We start from the raw sequence: 18,735 nt of genomic DNA on the forward strand, positions 1-18,735 counted from the left end.
GCTAGAACGCAACAGATAAATAAGGAATGCCACCTGGCGAGCGCCTGAGCGTTGTGGCCCTCGTGCAGGGTGACACCTCCGAACGCCGTGTGACGGTGGAAGTCAGAAACAAGGTGAGGTTCTTCAAATCCGACGCACGGCGGTTTGGCCGCCATCCCGACCACCCACATCGGACGACAAAATGCCTGCCCCGCAATCCACTCTTCTGCAAAGCTGGAACCGCAACGCCCAGGCCTGGATCGAAGCGATCCGCACCGGCGCCATCGAAAGCCGCCTGACCGTCACCGACCAGGCCATCCTGCTCGCGGTGCTGGGGCGCCAACCCGAACGCGTGCTCGACCTGGGCTGCGGTGAGGGCTGGTTGTTGCGTGAACTGGAAAAACGGGCGATCAACGCGGTCGGTGTGGATGGCGATGCGACGCTGGTCGAGGCAACGCGGGCGGCCGGCTCTTCACCGGTACATCTGGCAACCTATGAAGAGTTGGCAGAAACGACGGTGAACATCGGCAGTCACTACGATCTGATCTGCGCCAACTTCGCCTTGCTTCATCAGGACATCATTCCTTTGCTCGCCGCAATGAATGCCCTGCTCGCCCCTGGCGGAGCGCTGGTGATCCAGACGCTGCATCCCTGGACGGCGGCGGCAGGCGACTATCAGGATGGTTGGCGCGAAGAGCGCTTCGCCGGGTTCAAGGGCCAGTGGCAACCCATGCCGTGGTACTTCCGGACCTTGAGCAGTTGGCTCAATGCGCTGGACATGGCCGGTTTTCAGCTGGTCAATCTGCAGGAGCCGCAACACCCGCAAAGTCCTGTTCCGCAGTCATTGCTCCTGGTGGCCGAATCAAGGCGATGAGCCTCGAACCTTGCTCGGGTGCGCTGGTCGGTGAAAGCCTGATGCTATCGGCCCTGCGGCCAGCCTGTGATTGTCTTTCAACTGGTTACTTTCTTGTCATAAATTGTCTCAGTTAAGCCAGATGAAAGGATTGAAATAGTGGCCGCGTGCCGGTATTGATGACTTTTAAACAAATACAAGGACGTCACCATGTCAGGCGCAAAACGAAACGCCCTAACCGCTGACTCATCCCCGAACGCCCAGGCCGGCAGACGCTTTATCGCGGTATCCGCGGATATAGAACTGATTGCGGCAAGAGGGCCGAGTCCGGCGGATTTGTATCTTGAAGAAGAATCCAACAACCTTGCGAAATACGCTGCACAGAACCGAGCGGCCGCACGCAGCAAATGAGCCATCAGCGCACTGACCAGTTAAAGGGTTCGAACTGGCCTTTCGTTCATTTTCTCCATCAGTCGTAATACGAAAAAAGCCCTGATTATTCAGGGCTTTTGACTTTCGACTCGGCGCTCAACGGATCGGCAGGCTCCAGGGTGTCGATTCGACCGCTAACCGCGTCGCAGACCAGGCCGGACACGCTCAAACCATCCCTTCAGGACTGCACTGGCGCCGCCAGCCATTTCACCAATGCCGCCGCGGGCATTTCCCGGGCCAGTGGTGCGCCCTGCCCGGCCCATTGCACGGCGAAGTCCGTCTTACCCTTGGCGTTTGCCGCCGCATTGAGTGCCTTGTTGGCGTCGTAGGTGAACGGATAGTCCGGCAGCGCCACGGCCCCTGCCTCCAGTGAGGTGAAATTGCGATTGACCATGCCCCGTGCAGGACGGCCCGAAATGACGCTGGTGACTTGCGTCTGATGCGCTCGCGGACCTTTCAATGCCTCCCGATAGGCACCATTGGCGCAGGATTCAGGACAAAGAATAAATGCCGTTCCCAGCTGTGCGGCGCTCGCCCCCAGCTGCATGACCGCATTGATGCCGGCACCGTCCATGATGCCGCCGGCAGCAATGATCGGCAGTCGGCAGCCCGCACTCAGCACCCGCACCAGGGCGAAAGTGCCCATTTCACTGTCCTGTCGTGGGTCGAAAACCCCGCGATGGCCACCCGCCTCGTATCCTTGCGCCACTAATACATCTACCCCAGCCCCCTCCGCCATCCGCGCTTCGGCCAGACTGGTCACGGAACACAGCAGGACGATGCCGGCGCCCTTGAGTGCGTCGATGGCCGGTTGCGGCGGCAAGCCGAAATGGAAGCTGACCACCGCCGGTTTTTCTTCCAGCAGCATGTGCAGCATGTCCGGGTCTTCGACGAACGAGGTGTAGATCTCACGCAGCGCCGTCGGTGCGGGCGCATCGAATTCGCTAAAAAAAGGGGCAAGAACATCCAGCCACTGCGACTCCCGAACAGGGTCATGCACGGCAGGACGATGGCAGAACAGGTTCACATTAAAGGGCTTATCCGTCAGTGCAGCCGTTTCCCGCAACATGACGCGTGCCTGCTCGACGCTGCTCGCTCCGATACCGATGGAGCCGAGCCCGCCCGCATTCGATACCGCCGCCGCGAGCCTGGGCGTGGAGACACCCACCATGGGCGACTGGATGATGGGCAGTTCGATGTTCAACAGGGACAACAGTGGATTGGACATAAAGCACACCTTGGAAAAAATCGGGAGCGAGGAGTTCGCCCCCCGGGACAACGGACGGCGTGCAAGCCCGCGCCTACACGCCCTCCAACCCAAAAACGTCAATCCTTACTTGGAGGTTGGCATGGCGAACTCGGCGCCCTTGGCAATGCTGTCCGGCCAGCGCTGCATGATCGATTTCTGCTTGGTGTAGAAGCGCACGCCCTCTTCACCATAGGCATGGGTGTCGCCGAACAGCGAGCGCTTCCAGCCGCCGAAACCGTGCCAGGCCATGGGGACCGGGATAGGCACATTGATGCCGACCATGCCCACCTGAATGCGGCTGGCGAATTCACGGGCGATGTGGCCGTCACGGGTGTAGCACGCGGTGCCGTTACCGAATTCGTGGGCATTGACCAGATCGATCGCTTCGGCAAAGTCCTTGACGCGCATGCAGGCCAGCACCGGGCCGAAGATCTCTTCCTGATAGATCTTCATGTCGGCGGTGACATGGTCGAACACCGTGCCGCCGAGCCAGAACCCTTCGGCGCAATTCGCACCGGCCAGGGCACCGTCAAAGCCACGACCGTCGACCAGCAACTCGGCCCCTTCCTCGATACCTTGCTCGATGTATCCGGTAATGCGCTGGAGCGCCGCCTTCGAGACAATCGGGCCCATCTCGGCCGCGAGGTTCGTGCCTTCGAGGATCTTCAGCGCGCGGGTACGTTCCACCAGTTTCGGCATGACCTTGTCGGCAACGTCACCGACGAACACCGCCACCGAAATCGCCATGCAACGCTCGCCCGCAGAGCCGAAAGCCGCGCCCATCAGTGCGTCGACCACTTGGTCGATATCGGCATCGGGCATCACCACCATGTGGTTCTTTGCCCCGCCCAGCGCCTGTACGCGCTTGCCGTGGCGGGCACCGGTCTCGTAGATGTGGTTGGCGATCGGCGTCGATCCGACAAAGCTCACGGCCTTCACTTCCGGATGATCGAGTAGCGCATCGACCGCGTCTTTATCGCCCTGCACCACGTTGAACACACCATCGGGCAATCCGGCCTCCTTGAACAGCTCGGCGATCAGCAGCGAGGGCGAAGGGTCGATCGGACTCGGCTTGAGCACGAAGGTGTTGCCGCAGGCGATAGCCACCGGGAACATCCACATCGGCACCATCACCGGGAAGTTGAACGGGGTGATGCCGGCGACCACACCCAAGGCCTGGCGCATGGTCCAGTTGTCGATGTTGGTCGAGACCTGCTCGGTGTAGTCACCCTTGAGCAACTGCGGGATGCCGCAGGCGAATTCGACCACTTCGATACCACGCGTCACTTCACCCTGGGCGTCGGTGAAGACTTTACCGTGCTCGCGGGTAATCATCCGCGCCAGGGTGTCGCGGTGTTCGTTGAGCAAGGCCAGGAACTTGAACAGGATGCGGGCGCGGCGCAGCGCAGGCGTTGCCGACCAGGCCGGGAATGCAGCCGCTGCCGACTGCACCGCCGCGTCGACTTCCGAGACATTGGCCAAGGCCACCTTGCCGATGACCGAACCGGTGGCTGGATTGTTGACGTACTGGGTGCGACCGGAATGACCTGGCGTCGTGCGGCCGTGAATGTAGTGGGCGATCTCTGCTGGCTGGTTGCTCATGGCGGGTGTCCCCTGGTGATGGATAAGAGCCATCTCTTGTTGTTGTCAGGTGCCAGGCGGGTTGTCTGCGTGTCTGGCAGGGCCAAGGTAGGCTCGCCAATGAATCATGTAAAATGATGATTAATGATCTTATGGATCACTAATTGTGAGAGCTTTTTTGCAACCAGTTCGCCCGTTGTGTCAGGCGCCGCTTCCAGTCGTCCGCCAAGCCAGGGGCTGCCGCCAAAGCCAGCAGATCGTCGATCACCGGCCGATGCGACAACTGCACCCGCCAGAACTGGTCGATGGAAAAACGTTCGGTGTGCCTTTCCAGCCGTTCGAACCGGTCCCCCACTTCAATGAAACCCGGCTGGAGAACCCGGTAATACCAACCGGTGATTCGCTCCCTGGCGACAAACATCGACAGGTGCTCGGCATCGAAACGGTGATTGATCTTCCAGCACGGGCTACGCGGCTGGGACACCTGCACCACGCTGCTGCCAATCCGGAATACATCGCCAATGTGCACGCTGCATTCGGACAGTCCGCCGGCCGAAATATTCTCGCCCAGACTACCCGCCACCAGTTGCCCGGCGCTGTGGGTAAAGGCTTGCGCCAATCGCTCGTAATGCTGCGCCGCATAGTGATGCAGCGCTTTTTCCGGGCCGCCGTGCACCCTCGTGTCGCCGTGCTGGTCGCCGACAATGCCGTGCAGCTCCACGCGGGCCGGGCCCGTGATTCGGCGTTTGAACATGCCGGTGCGCTGACCTTCGGGCTGCAACACCTCCAGCCCTCCGGCAAAGACATGGTCGATTTTCGAAGTCAGTGTCATGGTCGAACTACGCTCATCAGTCGGTTTCGATCACTTTACTAATCGTCGTTAAAGGCCGTAAAGTGATCGATAAGCATGTCCTCAATCACTTTTTATGATGCATGGAGACGTTCATGGAAATGCGCCAACTGAAGATTTTTTGCGCCGTGGCTGAGCTGGGCAGCTTCACCGCCGCTGCAATGCAGGTGAATACGGTGCAATCCAACGTCACCATGCGCGTGAAAGAGCTAGAGGCCGAACTGAACCGGGAGCTGTTTATCCGCAAGAAGTCCGGGGTGGTGCTGACCTCGGCGGGTGAGACGTTTCTCGGCTACGCGCGGCGCATCCTGCAACTGACCGATGAAAGTCGCAGCGCGCTGATGGACACCGGTAGCCCGACCGGCCTGCTGCGTTTGGGCTCGATGGAAACCACTGCCGCCATCCGCTTGCCGCAAGTGCTGACCAAGTACCGCGAGCAATATCCCGACGTCCAGCTGTCGCTGCTGACTGGCACGACGGTGGAGCTGATCAAGGCGATTGAAGCCCATCGTCTCGACGGCGCCTTCGTCGGTGGCTTCCACCAGAATTCAGCGTTGTCCCAGGAGGAAGTGTTTTCCGAAGAACTGGTGCTGGTCAGCAGTCATCACTTCGAAACGCTACCCGCGCTGATCGAGAAAATGCCCCAGCAAACGGTGCTGGTGTTCCGCACCGGCTGCTTCTATCGCTCGACCCTGGAAAACTGGTTCTATCAGGTCGGGCTGGTGCCCAACCAGATCATGGAACTGGGCACCCTCGACGGCATCCTCTCCTGCGTTGCCGCCGGCATGGGCGTGACCCTTCTGCCCAAGGCCATCGCGGAAAGTTGCAGCGTGCGGCATGGGATTCGATGCCACACACTGCCGCCAGAGTTCGCCCATGTGTCCACCGTGTTCATCCGCCGCAACGACTCGATGATCACCTCGGCCATGAGCGCCTTCATCGGCCTGGCACAACAGCAGATAGCCCGCCCGGCTGCGGTGTAAATCACCCCTGTATTGCAGCGTCGACAAATAACCCCTGCAGGAGCGAGCCTGCTCGCGGGTGCACTGGGCCTGTCGTCACCGGCAACCCGAGCGCCAGCTCCGCCACGCGCTCGGCGGCCGGGACGACACCGTGGATCTTGCCCACGCCCTGCCCCGCGTACAGTGACAGCTTTTTCGCCATCCGCGGCTTGTCGATGGCGCGGGCCCCGCCGCCGATGAGCCGCAACAGGTTCCATTTGTCCCGGTTGGGGATCACCCGGTGAGGTGTGCCCCAGGTCCAGCCGAACGAGTAGCCGGTGCGGTACTCGGTGTCATCGGTGGTCGCCTCGACGATTTTCTGCTTGTACAGCGGATGGGCGTTTGACTCATCGGTGGCGATAAACGCCGTGCCCACCAATACCCCCGCCGCGCCGAGCGACATCAGCGCGCGGACGTCTTCGCCATTGACGATACCGCCGGCGGCCAACACCGGTCGCCCCTCCGAGACCGCCAGGATCGACGTCAACAACGGCATGATGCCAATCGTGCCGCGATTCAAGTGCCCACCACTCTCACTGCCCTGGGCCGCGATAATGTCCGCGCCCTGGGCGATGGCAAGGCGGGCCAGCTCCACCGACCCCGCTTGCACCATGACCACCAGTCCGGCGTCTTTCGCCCGGGCAATCATGTCGGCGGCATACTTTTCGGCGTAGAACAGCGACAGCAGTTTGGGCTTCTCTTTGAGGATCACCTGAAACTGCGCTTCAAACACATCCGGCCCGCCGAACTGCGGAACCAGATTGACGCCAAAGGGCTGATCGGTGAGCGCGCGGGTTTCCTGAATCCAGCGGCGCAAGGCCAACGGCGGCAAGCGCAAGCCGCCAATCACCCCCATGCCCCCGGCATTGGCCACCGCAGCGACCAGTGGCGGGCCGGAAATCGCAGCCATCCCACCGAGGAAAATCGGGTACTTCACGCCGCAGAGCCGGGTAATGGCGTTACCGGCAAAATCGAATCTGGCTTCGTTCATGACTCACAGCTCCACATGTTTTCCAAGCATCCGCTTGAGCGTGTCGTTCTTCAGGAGAAAGTGATTCTTCACCGCGCCGAACACATGCAAGGCAAGGCCGGCGAGGAAGGCCGAAGCACCGATGTTGAACAGCACGTCGACGACTTCCTTCAACACCGCGTTGACCGGCAGCACTGTCGGAATCGACCATCCGCCCGGCAGTTCCACCCCTTCGCCGGCAGCGGCCCGTGAAGCCCACACGGCCACCGGCAGCAGCACCATGGCCAGGGCGAGTGCCACCGCCACCGAGCGGCTGATAATCACTTCGATGGGATTGGGCGTGCCCACGGGCAGTGGATGGTAAGCGGTGATCCGGGCCCAGAAGCGGTAGATCGATACCAGAAACAAGATCAGGCCCAACAGGTTTTGCACCCGGCCGAGTTCCGTCCGCAGTGCCTCGCCGGAGGCGTGACCGATGGCCAGCTGAAGGCCGAAAATCCCCAATAGCGCGAATGCGACGACCCAGTGCAGGGCGACGGTGACAGGGGAAAATCTCAGGCCATTGTCTTTTAGTTGCATGGCTGACTCCGTTTGCAAAATGCGCAAAACAGCAAAGGTATGGGTTGGGCGAAAACGCGTCAGTGGCTGACCGCCTGCGCGGCACCGAGCCCGGTCCGGGCACGGATCAGTTGATCGTCGAAACGCTCGCGCTCAAGCCCTGCGCCATGACTGCGGTCGGTGACCGAACCGAGCCAGGTGAAGAAGAACGCCACGTTCATCGAGATGATTGCCGGATAGTCATACGGGAAAATCGCCTCGGGATTGCCCAGTACCTTGACCCACACGGCGGGCGAGAGAATCACCAGGCCGACCGCGCTCAACAGCCCGCAGACACCGCCGATCAATGCGCCGCGGGTGGTGAGCCCTTTCCAGTACATCGAGAGCACGAGGATCGGAAAGTTGACTGAAGCCGCCACGCCAAAGGTCAACGCCACCAGAAAGGCGATGTTCTGATCCTTGAACAGAATCCCCAGCACCACGGCGACGATACCGATGCCCACCGAAGCGATGCGCGACACACGACGTTCGTCCCTGGCATCGGCTCGCCCCTTTTTGATGACCATCACATAGAGGTCATGGGAAATCGCCGAGGTGCCAGCCATGGTCAATCCGGACACCACCGCCAGAATCGTCGCGAAGGCCACGGCGGAGATGAAACCGAGCAGCAGATCCCCGCCCACGGCCTTGGCCAGGTGCATCACCGGCATGTTGCCGCCGCCGATCAGCTTGCCGCCGACAATCCCCGACTCGTAGAAGGCCGGGTCCTGGCCGACGATGACGATGGCGGCCAGGCCCAGCACGGCCACGATCAGGTAGAAGAAACCGATGAAGCCCGTGGCGACGAATACCGACTTGCGCGCCTGCCTGGCGTCCGGAACGGTGAAGAAACGCATGAGGATGTGTGGCAGCCCCGCCGTGCCGAAGACCAGGCCCAACGACAGTGAGATCAGCGACAGCGGGTCGGCCACCAGTTTGCTCGGCAGCAGAATCCGCTCGCCGTCGTGGTGCGCGGCCACCGCTTTCTCGAACAGCACGTCGAAGGAAAAGCCGAACTTGCTCAACGCCAGAAACGCCAGCAAGGTGCCGCCCAATAACAGCAAACCGGCCTTGATGATCTGCACCCAGGTGGTCGCGACCATGCCGCCAAAGGTGACATAGACCGCCATCAACAGGCCCACCGCGATGACTGCATAGTGGTAAGGCAAGCCGAACAACAGCTGGATCAACTGCCCTGCCCCGACCATCTGCACCACCAGATAGAAGCACACCACCGTCAACGAACCAAAGGCTGTCATGGTGCGAATGCGGTTCTGATCGAGCCGGAACGAGGCGATGTCCGAGAGGGTGATGCGCCCCAGATTGCGGATGCGCTCGGCAAACAGAAACAACAGCAACGGCCAGGCCACAAAGAAGCTGATGGAGTACAGCACCCCATCGAAGCCGTTGAAGAAGATCATGCTGGTGACACCCAGCAACGCAGCAGCCGACATGTAGTCACCCGCCAGCGCCAGGCCATTCTGAAACCCGGTGATGCCCCCGCCGGCGTTGTAGAAATCATCCATCGATTTGGTCTTGGAAGCGGCCCAGTAGGTGATGCCCAGGGTCGTCACGACGAAGACCAGGAACATGCTGATCGCGGTGATGTTGATCGGTTGTTTTTCGACGTTTTGCAAAACATCGGCGGCCATGGCGCGAGCCGCGAATGCGCCGAGCAGGACAGGCAGGACGAGGTTGCGCAGAAGGCGTTTCATACGATCACCCCCGCGCGGATTTCTGCGGTCAGTTCATCGAACTCGCCGTTGGCCCGATGGATGTAGAGCCCGGTGAACAACCAGGCCCCGATGATGAACGCCAGGCCCAGCGGCCAACCGATGTTGATGATGCTGGTTGCCGAAAGCTTGGTCGCCAGAAGGTTGGGCGCGAACGCGGCGACGAGGATGAACGTGAAGTACGGAACAAGGGTGGCGGCGGTCAGGCAAGCGACGAACCGTCGCTGCCTTGAGACCAAATCCTTGTAGCGGGGGTGGTTGCGGATTCGGGCTGATTCAGATGCATGGTTCACGTTGACTCCGTGGAGCAGTGGTTGCGTTATTGTTGTTCCACAGCCTCAGATTCGAAGACTCGATCCGCCACCGGCTGCGGTGTATTTGCACCCTCAACCTATGCCCGGCATATGATCATGTAAAATGATCAATTATGAATCTGGTGATCGTTTTTGGTGAATTTCAATGCCTCCGATTGAAAACGATATTTCACCCAACCATTGATTCCGGCACAGAACACCAGCAGCGCGCCCGTCACCAGGAACACCGGGTGCAATCCAAAGTGCGCACCGACCTGGCCACCGATCAAAGGCCCGATCACCTGCCCCGAAAATTGCGCCGATTGCAGATAGCCGAGGACTTTGCCGGTGTTGTGCTCCTCCACTGAATGGCGGATCAACTTGGCGATGGCCGGCAGCAGTCCGGCAATGGTCATGCCCATGAGCCCGCGCAGAATCGCCAGTTGCCACCATTGGGTGACAAACGCCTGGGGCACCATGACCGCACCCGTCAACAGCAAACAGCCGATGATGACGTTCCAGCTGCCGATGCGGTCCGCCAGCGCCCCCAGCCGTGCGGCGGTCAAGATACTGCCCAGCGCGGAACAGGCCATGATCACGCCGGCGATGCGCGCCTGGTCATCCAGTGCGACACCCAGGTGGCCGATGTAAACCGTGATGATCGGTTCGATCGACATGTTGGCCAGCAACACCATCATCGCGGTCGACAATAACGCGGCGATGACCGGCCAACGTGAACTCCCGCGTTCAATCCGCGTGCCTCTGTGGCGGCGCGCCCCGTCCGAGGCGCGATCGAAATCCTCACGAATGAGCAGGATCGTGGTGATGGCAGCCACCGCGATCATGGCGCCACCGACGAAGAACGTGCCGCGGATACCGACGAACTCCGGCAAGAACCCTCCCACCAACGGCCCGATCAAATTGCCGGACAACGCCCCCGTCGACAGCACACCCAACGCCCAACCGGCCTTTTCCTTCGGCACCTGGGAACCGATCATCACGATGGAGGCCGAAGCGTAGCCACCGATCAGACCCGCGATCAGGCGCAGCACCACCAGATCCGTCACGTCCCGCGCCAGCCCGATCATCGACATCACAACAGCCATGCCAATGGCCGCTCGAACCAACATCGGCTTGCGCCCATAACGGTCGGCCAGACGCCCCCATATCGGCGCTGTCAGCGCCGTGCCGAAAAACGTCGCCCCGAATGCCACGGCCGACCATTGGACCACCGCCGCCTGCGAAGTGACGCCCAACTGCTGCACGTAGAGCGGCAAAAACGGCAGCAACAGGCTCAGGCTCACCAGCGTGGTGAAGGAACCGAACACGCAGACGGCCAGGTTGCGGCGCCAATATAAAAGATTGCGATCGGCATAACTCATGGGGGCTCCGGTAGTGTGCTCGGATTGAAGAAACGGATTCAGGCGGACACTACGCGGGAGAATGCATCTTAAAAAACGAATTAATTTGATCGGAGCAATCTGTATGAGTGATATGCAGAGCAGGCGTGGGCTCCAGCGCTCATTACATGGTGTATCAACTGTAATTACCCATGATGCAGTTATCTTTCGTGATGACGCTTAATAGAGTGACAGACCCACTCCATCCTCTACCTCACGAGCACACCGGCATGCCCCATGACTTGAGTCACCTCGAAACCGCCCTCGCCGCCTACCCGCGGGCAACGCTGCTCGAAGGCCCGACACCGATTCAGAAACTGACCCGATTGAGCCAGTTGCCCGAGATGAACGGCTGCAATCTCTACGTCAAACGAGATGACCTGACAGGTCTCGGCGGTGGCGGAAACAAGCTGCGTAAACTGGAGTTTTTACTCGGCGAAGCCTTGGCGCAAGGTGCCGACACACTCGTGACCTGGGGCGGTTTCCAGTCCAATCACGCACGGTTGACCGCGGCTGTCGCGGCTCGCCAGGGCCTGGCCTGCGAACTGATTCTGACCCCGTCCGCCGTGCGCACCGACGATGACTTTCGTCACAACGGCAACGTTGTGCTGGACGCCCTTTTCGGCGCGAAGATCCATCGGCTTCCCCTTGGCGTCGTTCCTGATGGTTATGCCGCCGAACGGGTCGAAAAACTCAGGCATGAAGGTCAAAAACCCTTCGTGATGCCGCTGGGCGGCTCCAGTCCCAGAGGCAGTCTGGGTTACGCCGCCTGCGCGGCCGAGATCCTGCGCCAGGCCGATGCGCTCGGTGTGCATTTCGACCGGATCATCGTTCCCAATGGCAGTGCCGGAACCCATTCAGGCCTGTTGGCCGGCGTCACCCTCGCCCACTCATCAACGGAAATCACCGGCTATACCGTACTCGCTACCGAAGACCAGGCGGCATCCACGACCCTGGAAAAAACCCGCCAGGTCCTACAACTACTTGACCCCCGCACCACGTTGGCCGAAAGCGCTGTCAGCGTTGACGGCAGCCAGCGCGGCGAAGCCTATGGCGCACCCACCGAGGCCATGCTCGACGCGGTACGGCTGCTGGCATCCCACGAAGGCCTCCTTACGGACCCAGTCTACGGCGGCAAGGCCTTCGCCGGACTGCTGGCGGCGGTTCGCGCCGGCGACTATCCGGCAGGAAGCAACCTGCTATTTGTGATGACCGGCGGCCTGCCCGGCATTTTCGCTTACCGCAACGCCTTCGACTGACCGGACGCTCACACGGAATTCGCTGTGCCCCGTATTTCCGGTTCGACCAATGCCCTTTGTGGGAGCTTGCTCGCGATGGCCTCGGCACTGCCAGCACTGATGTTGCAGGTGCTGACGCCTTCGCCGGCAAGTCAGCGCTTGCAAAAAACCAAGCCTGAAAACCAGAAAACCTCCCTGGGTGCGACCCCGGGGAGGTTGGAACGGCGCGATGACATCAGCCTTGGGCTTTGCTCATTTTGGTGAACAGTTCGGTCGGCACTTTCTTGCCGTTGGAGGTGTACTGGTTGGTGCGGTACTTGTAGACCTCGGCCTCGGAGAGGTAACCGTCGTTGTTGGTGTCCATCGCCTTGAACTCTTCGCCACCCTGGGGAGCAACGGTCAGCAGCTCCTTGAGCGACACGCGGCCATCGTGATCGGTGTCGGTACGGGCGAAGGATGCATCGCCGCACTTGCCTTCACCGCATTTTCCTTCACTGGTCTTGGTCGCCTTGGCGCCGGTTTCGCTGGCACCACACTTGCCTTCGCCACACTTGCCTTCACTGGTCTTTTCCGCCGACGCGAGTTGATAGCCTTGTGGCAGTGCGTCTGCAGCAAAGGCGGACGAAGCGAGGTTCATGCTGCCGGCCAGTGCAACTGCGATCAGGCCAATGCGGGATTTGTTCGACATACGGGACATGGTGGTTCTCCGGGTACGGTGTGCGGCCAAGCCGCTAAGGTCATTGCCACGAAGGCGATAAGCCGTGGTGCGAGGGCGTTTGGCTTTCTCGCTAAGGCAGGGCTATTTGACTGCAACCGTGTATCCCGGATGTATCCGTATCGAGGGGCATTTGTAAGCCAGTCTGCGTACGCCGCGTTCGGATACACAGCGATACACAGGGCCCACGCGCCTGACGTCACATTTCAAGGACCTGGCCGGATTCATCCTGCCAGGGCGCGTCGGGTGCCCCGACTTTCAACATGGCGAAACTGCCCGTCAGTGCTCCGACTGGGCGATGTTTTGTGGAACGACGTCGGGAAGCAAGCACCCCTTGGCCATCCACGGGCAGTTTCTGGCCCAGCGATAGTCGGACTCCAGATCACCTCGATCGTTGTAATACGCCAGCCGTAACTGATCGGCGCTAAAGTCGAGTTTGGCAAAACCTGCCCGTGATGCGGCGAACGTGCTTTGCTCCGGGGAGATACTCAAGTTGTCGAGCTTCTGACCGCCCGCACCGGAGATGACCCACGCGGGTTCCCCGGCACGCAGCAGCAGCTGCTGATTGTGATTGTGGCCGGACAGGAACACATCAACCTTATTGCGTTGCAACACCGGCAGGAGCCGGGCGATCAAGTCCGACTCTTCACCATGTTCGCCCTCATTGCGCACCGGGTGATGGGACGCTGCAATGCGCCACACCGGAGCCGGGCCGGGTGCCTGGAATGCCTGATCGATCAGGTCGATTTGCTGTTGCAGGCTTTCACGTGGCGCCGACGTATCGAGGAACACCATTCGCACCAACGGACGCCCGTCGACGTTACCGAAATCCTTGGTGTAAAAGTTCATCGGCATTTGCCAGCGGCCCGACCCCTTGTGTTGTTGGCCGTATTCGATTTCGACCTTTTGCGACACCGGGTAATCGTGGTTGCCCAGGACCGCGTAGAACGGCACGTGACTGAGCCAGTGCCCCCAATAGACCCGCTCGAATTTGATTTGCCAGCTGAGGTCATGGGTACTGGTCAATGCCTTGCCGTAGAAGTTGTCGCCCAGCAGCACCACCATGTCCAGGCGCCCTTCTCTGGCCGCAACCTGTTCCATGGCCTGCCCGACCCGCCACTGCTGCATGTTTCCGCTGCCTTGATCGCCCAACGCGATCATCGACACAGCGGAGGGTTCCAGACCTGACAACGGAACAAAGGGCGATGGCGGGGTGTAGAGCCAATAACCGCCACCGGCCAATAAAATAACGATGGCGATGCCTGCGCAGCGCACAATCCTTCGGAGTACCAAGCGTTTTGCAGACAGCGATGGAGTCGTTGTGCGTTTCAATCAGGAACTCACTGGCCAGGGTCGATCAGGGGGGTTAATAAAGCTCGAACTACCCTCCCAATAAATCACAGCAGTTGTTCATACTTTGTTAAAAAATGGTGACGCACACCTTTCCAATCGCTTTTCCCCTTTCGCTGGTTGAAAGCCAAGCCCGCCATCGAACGAAAGTGCCGGTCAACGGCGAACCCGGCTCTCGCACAGTGGTCACAACAAATGATGGCATCGCGACTGATCAAGGCCTCCGGCCTCCACAGCGACGCTTGCGATTCACACACTTTAGGGTGCGCCGGATATTTTCAGTGGGTTCCGTTCCTGTCTGAGGCAGGTGCTGTTCGCCACTCTCGTCCCTTGCTCCCTTATCGGAGTACGCAAATGACTCAATCAATGCGCTTCTTCCTGTCGATGGTCCTCGCGACAGCCTCATTGGCATCGACAAGCCTCCTGAACACTGCGGGAGCGGCCACCGCCGAAGATCTGAATACCGACTCTCGACAAGCATTACAGACGCTCTACAAGACCAATCCCTTATCCGAGACCCTCTCGCACAAAGCCAAAGCCGTGCTTGTCTTCCCGAAAATCATCAAGGCGGGCCTTGTATTCGGCGGCAGCTATGGTGAGGGAGTATTAATGAAGGGCACGAAAGTCGAGGATTACTACAACTCCGTCAGCGGTTCGTGGGGGCTGCAGGCGGGCGCCCAATCCTATGGCTATGTGGTGTTCCTGATGAACGACAAAGCCTTGAAATACATCACTGAAACCAAGGGCTGGGAAATCGGCGTAGGGCCGACGGTTGCGGTGGTCGATGAAGGGGTTGCGAAGAACCTGTCCAGCTCGACGCTGAAGGACGACGCCTACGCGTTTATCTTCGACCAACAAGGATTGATGGCCGGGATCAGTATCGAAGGGACGAAGATATCCCTGATCAAGCGCTAGACCCGGCCACACGTGATGCCGGTCTATGTGAAGCACCCCTGGGTTGCGTGCAACCTTGGGGTGCCACTCATCAAGTCGACGCCATCAACTGCGCCCCACTGAACCCGTGACCGGCAGATTGCCCAGCAACTTGAGTCCGGTGCTTTTCACGAAAGCGTCATAGTCGATCGGTCTCTCGATACGGGTTTCCGCGTTGGGCAGTACGTAAGCCCAGGCCCGCTTGGACGATGCGTCATACACCAGCTTGAACAGGCGCGTCGGCACCCAGACCTTGTTGTCGCCAATCGTCGCGTGGCCAGCGTCGAAAATCGGTCCGGTGAAGACAAAGACATTGCCGTCGGCCCGTTTGGCAAACTTCCTGACGTCGGACTCGACCTTGCTCCAGATCTTGCGGTTATTGGTCGGGTCTTGCGGAACCATGTTCGACAGCGCGAAGGACTGGGCCATGGCATTGGGGCTCGGTGCGTCGGCAGCCGGGGATTGATGACCGCGGTCCACGGCCGGATGCTGGCTGCGGTAATCGCTCAATTCTGCCCGCCCCCCCTTGGGGATACGAGGGTCCGGGTAGAACTGGTTAGTGCGTTCCTCCCCTTTTGCATCCTGAAGCTGCGCGGCATTAAGACGCTCTACGACCACCAGCGGCGTCTTGCTGGTTTGTGAGTACAGCACCGCGAAATTGTCGGAACACAGGGCCAGGGGGTTCATGGTGGAAGGCACGGTGGCCAGGTTGATCGGTCTGGAGGCCGGAAACAGATCCGCGCAGCCATCGAACGACGGTTGCTTCTGTTTGTTTGAGTAGAGGTCCAGTGCCGCGCTCTGGCTGATCGAACCGGAGCGGGACTGCGGCTCCTGATGCTGGGCAGGCGGCTTGATGAAGTCCAGCAGACTGCGGGCTTCTGCCCCGGTCGAGAGCAAAACAAGGGCTGACAGCCCAACTGCAATTTTGCGTAGGTGCATGCTTTAGATTCTTCGAATGGAATGGCGGGGAAAGCGTACGGCGAGTGCCGTATCACGGAACCTGGTGAAGACTGTTGCGGTTACATGGCGGCGAGCATGCTTTCACTGTCCTTGATCAAAATACCGATACGAACCCGATCGGCTACGAGCAGCATGACCACTGAAGGGTCGTGCGGGATTTATTGACCGTCACAACTCACATTAGTGCTCAACGGCGCTCGCATTCTACGCGCACGTCGAAGAAGCGATCGACAGGGAACAGCCGTGGATTCATAAAAGACCGCAGCCTGCGGCCGTTCCTGCAGGCTGCGATATTTGATGGCGACACCTGTTCAAGCCGTTGGACATGCTCAGGCTGCGGCAAGCCCTCCATCGATCAGGTAGATCGCCGCAGAAAACGTCACGATCGACAGCACCGTGCTGACCAGAATGGAGGTCGCGGCTTCACTCTGATAAGCACCGGTCTGGTTCGCGAACATGGCCGGGATGGTCGCCGACGGAAGCGCACAAAGCAGAATCATCTGTTGTGCGTAAAGGCCGTGCGTGCCCAGCAAAACCGTGGCGGCGAACATCAACACCGGGTGAATGAACAGCTTGAGCCCGAGGTTGCCCCACACTTCACCGGACATTTTCAGTTTCTCCGACGACATGATCAAACCCAGGCACAGCAGCGATACGCCAGGCGTCGCCTTGCCCAGAAGCGTGAGGGACTCCGCCGCAATCGGTGGCATCTTGACCTGCAGCAGCGAGATCAGAATGCCCAGGGCCGGTGCCCACATCAGCGGACGGCGGACCGCTCCCGACAGGCTCGACACGAATGCCTGGGAACCACTGCCCTTTCCATCGGCAATGGTGAGCAACATGGTCGTCAGCGGGATCATCACCAGACTCGCGACCAGGTTCAGCACGAGCACCGAATAAATGCTGCCGGCGCCGTACATCGTCGCGAGGATGGGGATGCCCATGAAAGCTGCGTCCGGGTAACCGTTGACGAAGCCCTTGAGCGTTGCAACCTTGAGATTGCGAGTGGTGAACCAGCCAATCGCCAGCGCTATCGTGTACATGCCCATGATGCCGATGAACGTGGCCGCGACGAACTTGAAGTCGAGGAGCTGTTCACGCGGCGTGCTCGCCATCCCGACAAAAAGCAGCGCCGGGAATATCCAGCCGAGTACCAGCCGGCTGATCAGCAGGCTGTCCGAATGGGTCAGCCGTCCGCGCTTGCCGGCGATATAGCCCAGCGCGATCACAAAGGCGACGGGCAGAATGGGCCCTACGATCCTGTCTAACATGTCCGCAATCCTCGTATTTATTTTTATCAAGAATGTCGCCATCGCTGATCGCGGCCGACGGCTGTTGCGTCGGCCGCGATCACCCGGCAAAGACCGGGCGGCTTGGGTGGTCAGGGTTTGAAGCGGTAGTCCCGGATGACGTCCTGGTCTGGCTCGATGCCGAGCCCCGGCCCTTGCGGTACGTCGATGCGGCCGTTACGCGGAATGATGGCGTCGCCATACAGCTGCGCTTCGAGATCGAAGTAACGCCATTCGACCAAGGATTTCGCACCGCCCAGGGCCGCACTGCCATGCACGGCGGCCAGCAGGCCGGGGCCGTCATAAAAGGCGTGGACCATCACGGTGACGCCGTGGGCGTTAGCCAGCGCATAGACTTTTTGCAGTTCGGTGATGCCACCCATTTTGGCCGGGCTGGGCTGAACGAAATCGACCGCGCCGGCTTCAAGCAGGTGCTGGAAGTCCATCAGCGTCGACGCGTTTTCGCCGGCTGCAACCGGGATGCCGCCTTGCTTGCGCACCGTCGCCAGCCCCGAATAGTTTTCCGGCGGCCACACCGGCTCTTCGATCCAGCGCAGATTCAACGGGCGAAGTTTCTCGGTCATGTCGAGCGCTTCGCGCACCGTCCAGGGGGCGTTGACGTCGAGGGTGATTTCCACGTCGGGACCTGCGGCTTCGCACGCGGCGCGGATGACCTCGACATCCACCTCGTGCAACTTGAGGTGGCGGAAACCACTGTTGACCGCACGCTGTACGTTGATGCGGATGAGTTCAGGGTCGGCATAGCGGATCAGGCTTGCATAGGCCGCCAGCGAAGTGGCGTCACTGCCGCCAAGCAGCTGGTAGATCGGCCTGCCGGCCGCTTTGCCCGCGATATCCCACAGCGCGATGTCAATCGCCGAAAGCCCATAGATGAACGCACCGCTGCGACCGAAGACGTGAAATTTCTTCTGCAGATCGCCCTGCAACTTCTCGCGCCGAGTGGCATCACTGCCGATCAGTTCGGGCGCAAGGATAGTGTCGATCACGACTTTCACGGCGGGTATCGCGGTAAAACCGAAGGTTTCGCCCCAGCCCACGATACCGTCATCGGTGGTGATCTTGACCACGAGGGAATCGACCATCTGAAGGTCTTTCGGCCCCCATACCCCGCCGGCCGACCGTCCTCCCGTGGTAAAGGGGATCCGCAGCGGAATGGTTTCAATACTGGCAATTTTCATAGACGGTGCCTCAAGCAGGTTGCAACGGTGGCGCGGTGTTTTTTGGATTTCGCCCGTGCCAGGTTGAGGACAACGTACAAGACATCCTGTTGTCCTTCAACTGAACAACATCT

The 18,735-nt window shown here is 60.1% G+C and carries 18 protein-coding genes; 5 read left to right on the forward strand and 13 right to left on the reverse strand.

Going from position 1 to position 18,735, the window contains the following annotated elements; all coding sequences use genetic code 11:
• Positions 1–181 precede the first annotated feature (181 nt).
• Both GQ39_RS11485 and GQ39_RS32395 read left to right on the forward strand, forming a co-directional pair.
• The gene (locus GQ39_RS11485) at positions 182–853 is read left to right on the forward strand and encodes a class I SAM-dependent methyltransferase (protein ID WP_047529872.1); all 672 of its coding nucleotides are present in this window, start codon (positions 182–184) and stop codon (positions 851–853) included.
• Between the two features lie 189 nt (positions 854–1,042).
• Positions 1,043–1,243, forward strand: a complete 201-nt coding sequence (locus tag GQ39_RS32395; protein WP_152613992.1) for a hypothetical protein — start codon at positions 1,043–1,045, stop codon at positions 1,241–1,243.
• Between the two features lie 199 nt (positions 1,244–1,442).
• Here the strand turns inward: GQ39_RS32395 and GQ39_RS11490 are convergent, their stop codons facing one another.
• The 3 genes from GQ39_RS11490 to GQ39_RS11500 all read right to left on the reverse strand — a co-directional run bounded on the left by GQ39_RS11490 (position 1,443) and on the right by GQ39_RS11500 (position 4,926).
• Positions 1,443–2,492, reverse strand: coding sequence for an NAD(P)H-dependent flavin oxidoreductase (locus GQ39_RS11490; protein WP_047529874.1), 1,050 nt, complete (start codon positions 2,490–2,492; stop codon positions 1,443–1,445).
• Between the two features lie 105 nt (positions 2,493–2,597).
• A complete protein-coding gene (locus tag GQ39_RS11495; protein ID WP_047529877.1) occupies positions 2,598–4,115 on the reverse strand; it encodes a CoA-acylating methylmalonate-semialdehyde dehydrogenase in 1,518 nt (505 codons plus the stop codon).
• 139 nt (positions 4,116–4,254) lie between these two features.
• Positions 4,255–4,926: an MOSC domain-containing protein gene (locus GQ39_RS11500; RefSeq protein ID WP_047529878.1), complete on the reverse strand. Its 672-nt coding sequence runs from the start codon at positions 4,924–4,926 to the stop codon at positions 4,255–4,257.
• Between the two features lie 113 nt (positions 4,927–5,039).
• Here GQ39_RS11500 and GQ39_RS11505 point away from each other — a divergent pair, with 113 nt between their 5' ends.
• A complete protein-coding gene (locus tag GQ39_RS11505; RefSeq protein WP_047529879.1) occupies positions 5,040–5,927 on the forward strand; it encodes a LysR family transcriptional regulator in 888 nt (295 codons plus the stop codon).
• A gap of 1 nt (position 5,928) precedes the next feature.
• On the opposite strand, the gene GQ39_RS11510 is transcribed toward GQ39_RS11505, so the two are convergent.
• From GQ39_RS11510 to GQ39_RS11530, 5 genes are all read right to left on the reverse strand, one after another.
• Positions 5,929–6,936, reverse strand: a complete 1,008-nt coding sequence (locus tag GQ39_RS11510; RefSeq protein ID WP_052193556.1) for an NAD(P)H-dependent flavin oxidoreductase — start codon at positions 6,934–6,936, stop codon at positions 5,929–5,931.
• 3 nt (positions 6,937–6,939) lie between these two features.
• On the reverse strand, positions 6,940–7,494 hold the full coding sequence (locus GQ39_RS11515; RefSeq protein WP_047529880.1) for a cytochrome b: 555 nt from the start codon (positions 7,492–7,494) through the stop codon (positions 6,940–6,942).
• Between the two features lie 59 nt (positions 7,495–7,553).
• The gene (locus GQ39_RS11520) at positions 7,554–9,227 is read right to left on the reverse strand and encodes a cation acetate symporter (RefSeq protein ID WP_047529885.1); all 1,674 of its coding nucleotides are present in this window, start codon (positions 9,225–9,227) and stop codon (positions 7,554–7,556) included.
• Positions 9,224–9,538: a DUF485 domain-containing protein gene (locus GQ39_RS11525; protein WP_047529887.1), complete on the reverse strand. Its 315-nt coding sequence runs from the start codon at positions 9,536–9,538 to the stop codon at positions 9,224–9,226. Before GQ39_RS11525 ends, GQ39_RS11520 begins: the two co-directional genes overlap by 4 nt.
• Before the next feature lie 128 nt (positions 9,539–9,666).
• Positions 9,667–10,920, reverse strand: coding sequence for an MFS transporter (locus GQ39_RS11530; protein ID WP_047529890.1), 1,254 nt, complete (start codon positions 10,918–10,920; stop codon positions 9,667–9,669).
• Positions 10,921–11,168: 248 nt separating this feature from the next.
• On the opposite strand from GQ39_RS11530, the gene GQ39_RS11535 reads away from it, so the two are divergent.
• Positions 11,169–12,197 carry a D-cysteine desulfhydrase family protein gene (locus GQ39_RS11535; protein ID WP_052193558.1) on the forward strand — a complete coding sequence of 343 codons (1,029 nt, stop codon included), beginning with the start codon at positions 11,169–11,171 and terminating at the stop codon, positions 12,195–12,197.
• Positions 12,198–12,411: 214 nt separating this feature from the next.
• Here GQ39_RS11535 and GQ39_RS11540 read toward each other — a convergent pair whose 3' ends face one another.
• Positions 12,412–12,873 carry an HvfA family oxazolone/thioamide-modified RiPP metallophore gene (locus GQ39_RS11540; RefSeq protein WP_047529891.1) on the reverse strand — a complete coding sequence of 154 codons (462 nt, stop codon included), beginning with the start codon at positions 12,871–12,873 and terminating at the stop codon, positions 12,412–12,414.
• A 297-nt stretch (positions 12,874–13,170) separates the two neighbouring features.
• Positions 13,171–14,223, reverse strand: a complete 1,053-nt coding sequence (locus tag GQ39_RS11545) for a metallophosphoesterase (RefSeq protein WP_047529892.1) — start codon at positions 14,221–14,223, stop codon at positions 13,171–13,173.
• Between the two features lie 372 nt (positions 14,224–14,595).
• On the opposite strand from GQ39_RS11545, the gene GQ39_RS11550 reads away from it, so the two are divergent.
• Positions 14,596–15,156 (forward strand): YSC84-related protein, encoded by a 561-nt coding sequence (locus tag GQ39_RS11550; RefSeq protein ID WP_047529893.1) that lies wholly within the window; start codon positions 14,596–14,598, stop codon positions 15,154–15,156.
• A gap of 84 nt (positions 15,157–15,240) precedes the next feature.
• On the opposite strand, the gene GQ39_RS11555 is transcribed toward GQ39_RS11550, so the two are convergent.
• The 3 genes from GQ39_RS11555 to GQ39_RS11565 form a co-directional block, all read right to left on the reverse strand.
• Positions 15,241–16,113, reverse strand: coding sequence for a DNA/RNA non-specific endonuclease (locus GQ39_RS11555; protein ID WP_047529895.1), 873 nt, complete (start codon positions 16,111–16,113; stop codon positions 15,241–15,243).
• A 350-nt stretch (positions 16,114–16,463) separates the two neighbouring features.
• Positions 16,464–17,405: an AEC family transporter gene (locus GQ39_RS11560; protein WP_047529896.1), complete on the reverse strand. Its 942-nt coding sequence runs from the start codon at positions 17,403–17,405 to the stop codon at positions 16,464–16,466.
• Between the two features lie 110 nt (positions 17,406–17,515).
• Positions 17,516–18,622, reverse strand: a complete 1,107-nt coding sequence (locus GQ39_RS11565; protein WP_047529897.1) for a mandelate racemase/muconate lactonizing enzyme family protein — start codon at positions 18,620–18,622, stop codon at positions 17,516–17,518.
• Between the last annotated feature and the right edge of the window lie 113 nt (positions 18,623–18,735).

The organism is Pseudomonas sp. 11/12A (genome assembly GCF_000800055.1).
GTDB lineage: Bacteria > Pseudomonadota > Gammaproteobacteria > Pseudomonadales > Pseudomonadaceae > Aquipseudomonas > Aquipseudomonas mohnii.

Coding starts and splice junctions, on each gene's coding strand:
- GQ39_RS11485 (WP_047529872.1), top strand. CDS start 182: ATGCCTGCCCCGCAATCCACTCTTCTGCAAAGCTGGAACCGCAACGCC.
- GQ39_RS32395 (WP_152613992.1), top strand. CDS start 1,043: ATGTCAGGCGCAAAACGAAACGCCCTAACCGCTGACTCATCCCCGAAC.
- GQ39_RS11490 (WP_047529874.1), bottom strand. CDS start 2,492: ATGTCCAATCCACTGTTGTCCCTGTTGAACATCGAACTGCCCATCATC.
- GQ39_RS11495 (WP_047529877.1), bottom strand. CDS start 4,115: ATGAGCAACCAGCCAGCAGAGATCGCCCACTACATTCACGGCCGCACG.
- GQ39_RS11500 (WP_047529878.1), bottom strand. CDS start 4,926: ATGACACTGACTTCGAAAATCGACCATGTCTTTGCCGGAGGGCTGGAG.
- GQ39_RS11505 (WP_047529879.1), top strand. CDS start 5,040: ATGGAAATGCGCCAACTGAAGATTTTTTGCGCCGTGGCTGAGCTGGGC.
- GQ39_RS11510 (WP_052193556.1), bottom strand. CDS start 6,936: ATGAACGAAGCCAGATTCGATTTTGCCGGTAACGCCATTACCCGGCTC.
- GQ39_RS11515 (WP_047529880.1), bottom strand. CDS start 7,494: ATGCAACTAAAAGACAATGGCCTGAGATTTTCCCCTGTCACCGTCGCC.
- GQ39_RS11520 (WP_047529885.1), bottom strand. CDS start 9,227: ATGAAACGCCTTCTGCGCAACCTCGTCCTGCCTGTCCTGCTCGGCGCA.
- GQ39_RS11530 (WP_047529890.1), bottom strand. CDS start 10,920: ATGAGTTATGCCGATCGCAATCTTTTATATTGGCGCCGCAACCTGGCC.
- GQ39_RS11535 (WP_052193558.1), top strand. CDS start 11,169: ATGCCCCATGACTTGAGTCACCTCGAAACCGCCCTCGCCGCCTACCCG.
- GQ39_RS11540 (WP_047529891.1), bottom strand. CDS start 12,873: ATGTCCCGTATGTCGAACAAATCCCGCATTGGCCTGATCGCAGTTGCA.
- GQ39_RS11550 (WP_047529893.1), top strand. CDS start 14,596: ATGACTCAATCAATGCGCTTCTTCCTGTCGATGGTCCTCGCGACAGCC.
- GQ39_RS11555 (WP_047529895.1), bottom strand. CDS start 16,113: ATGCACCTACGCAAAATTGCAGTTGGGCTGTCAGCCCTTGTTTTGCTC.
- GQ39_RS11560 (WP_047529896.1), bottom strand. CDS start 17,405: ATGTTAGACAGGATCGTAGGGCCCATTCTGCCCGTCGCCTTTGTGATC.
- GQ39_RS11565 (WP_047529897.1), bottom strand. CDS start 18,622: ATGAAAATTGCCAGTATTGAAACCATTCCGCTGCGGATCCCCTTTACC.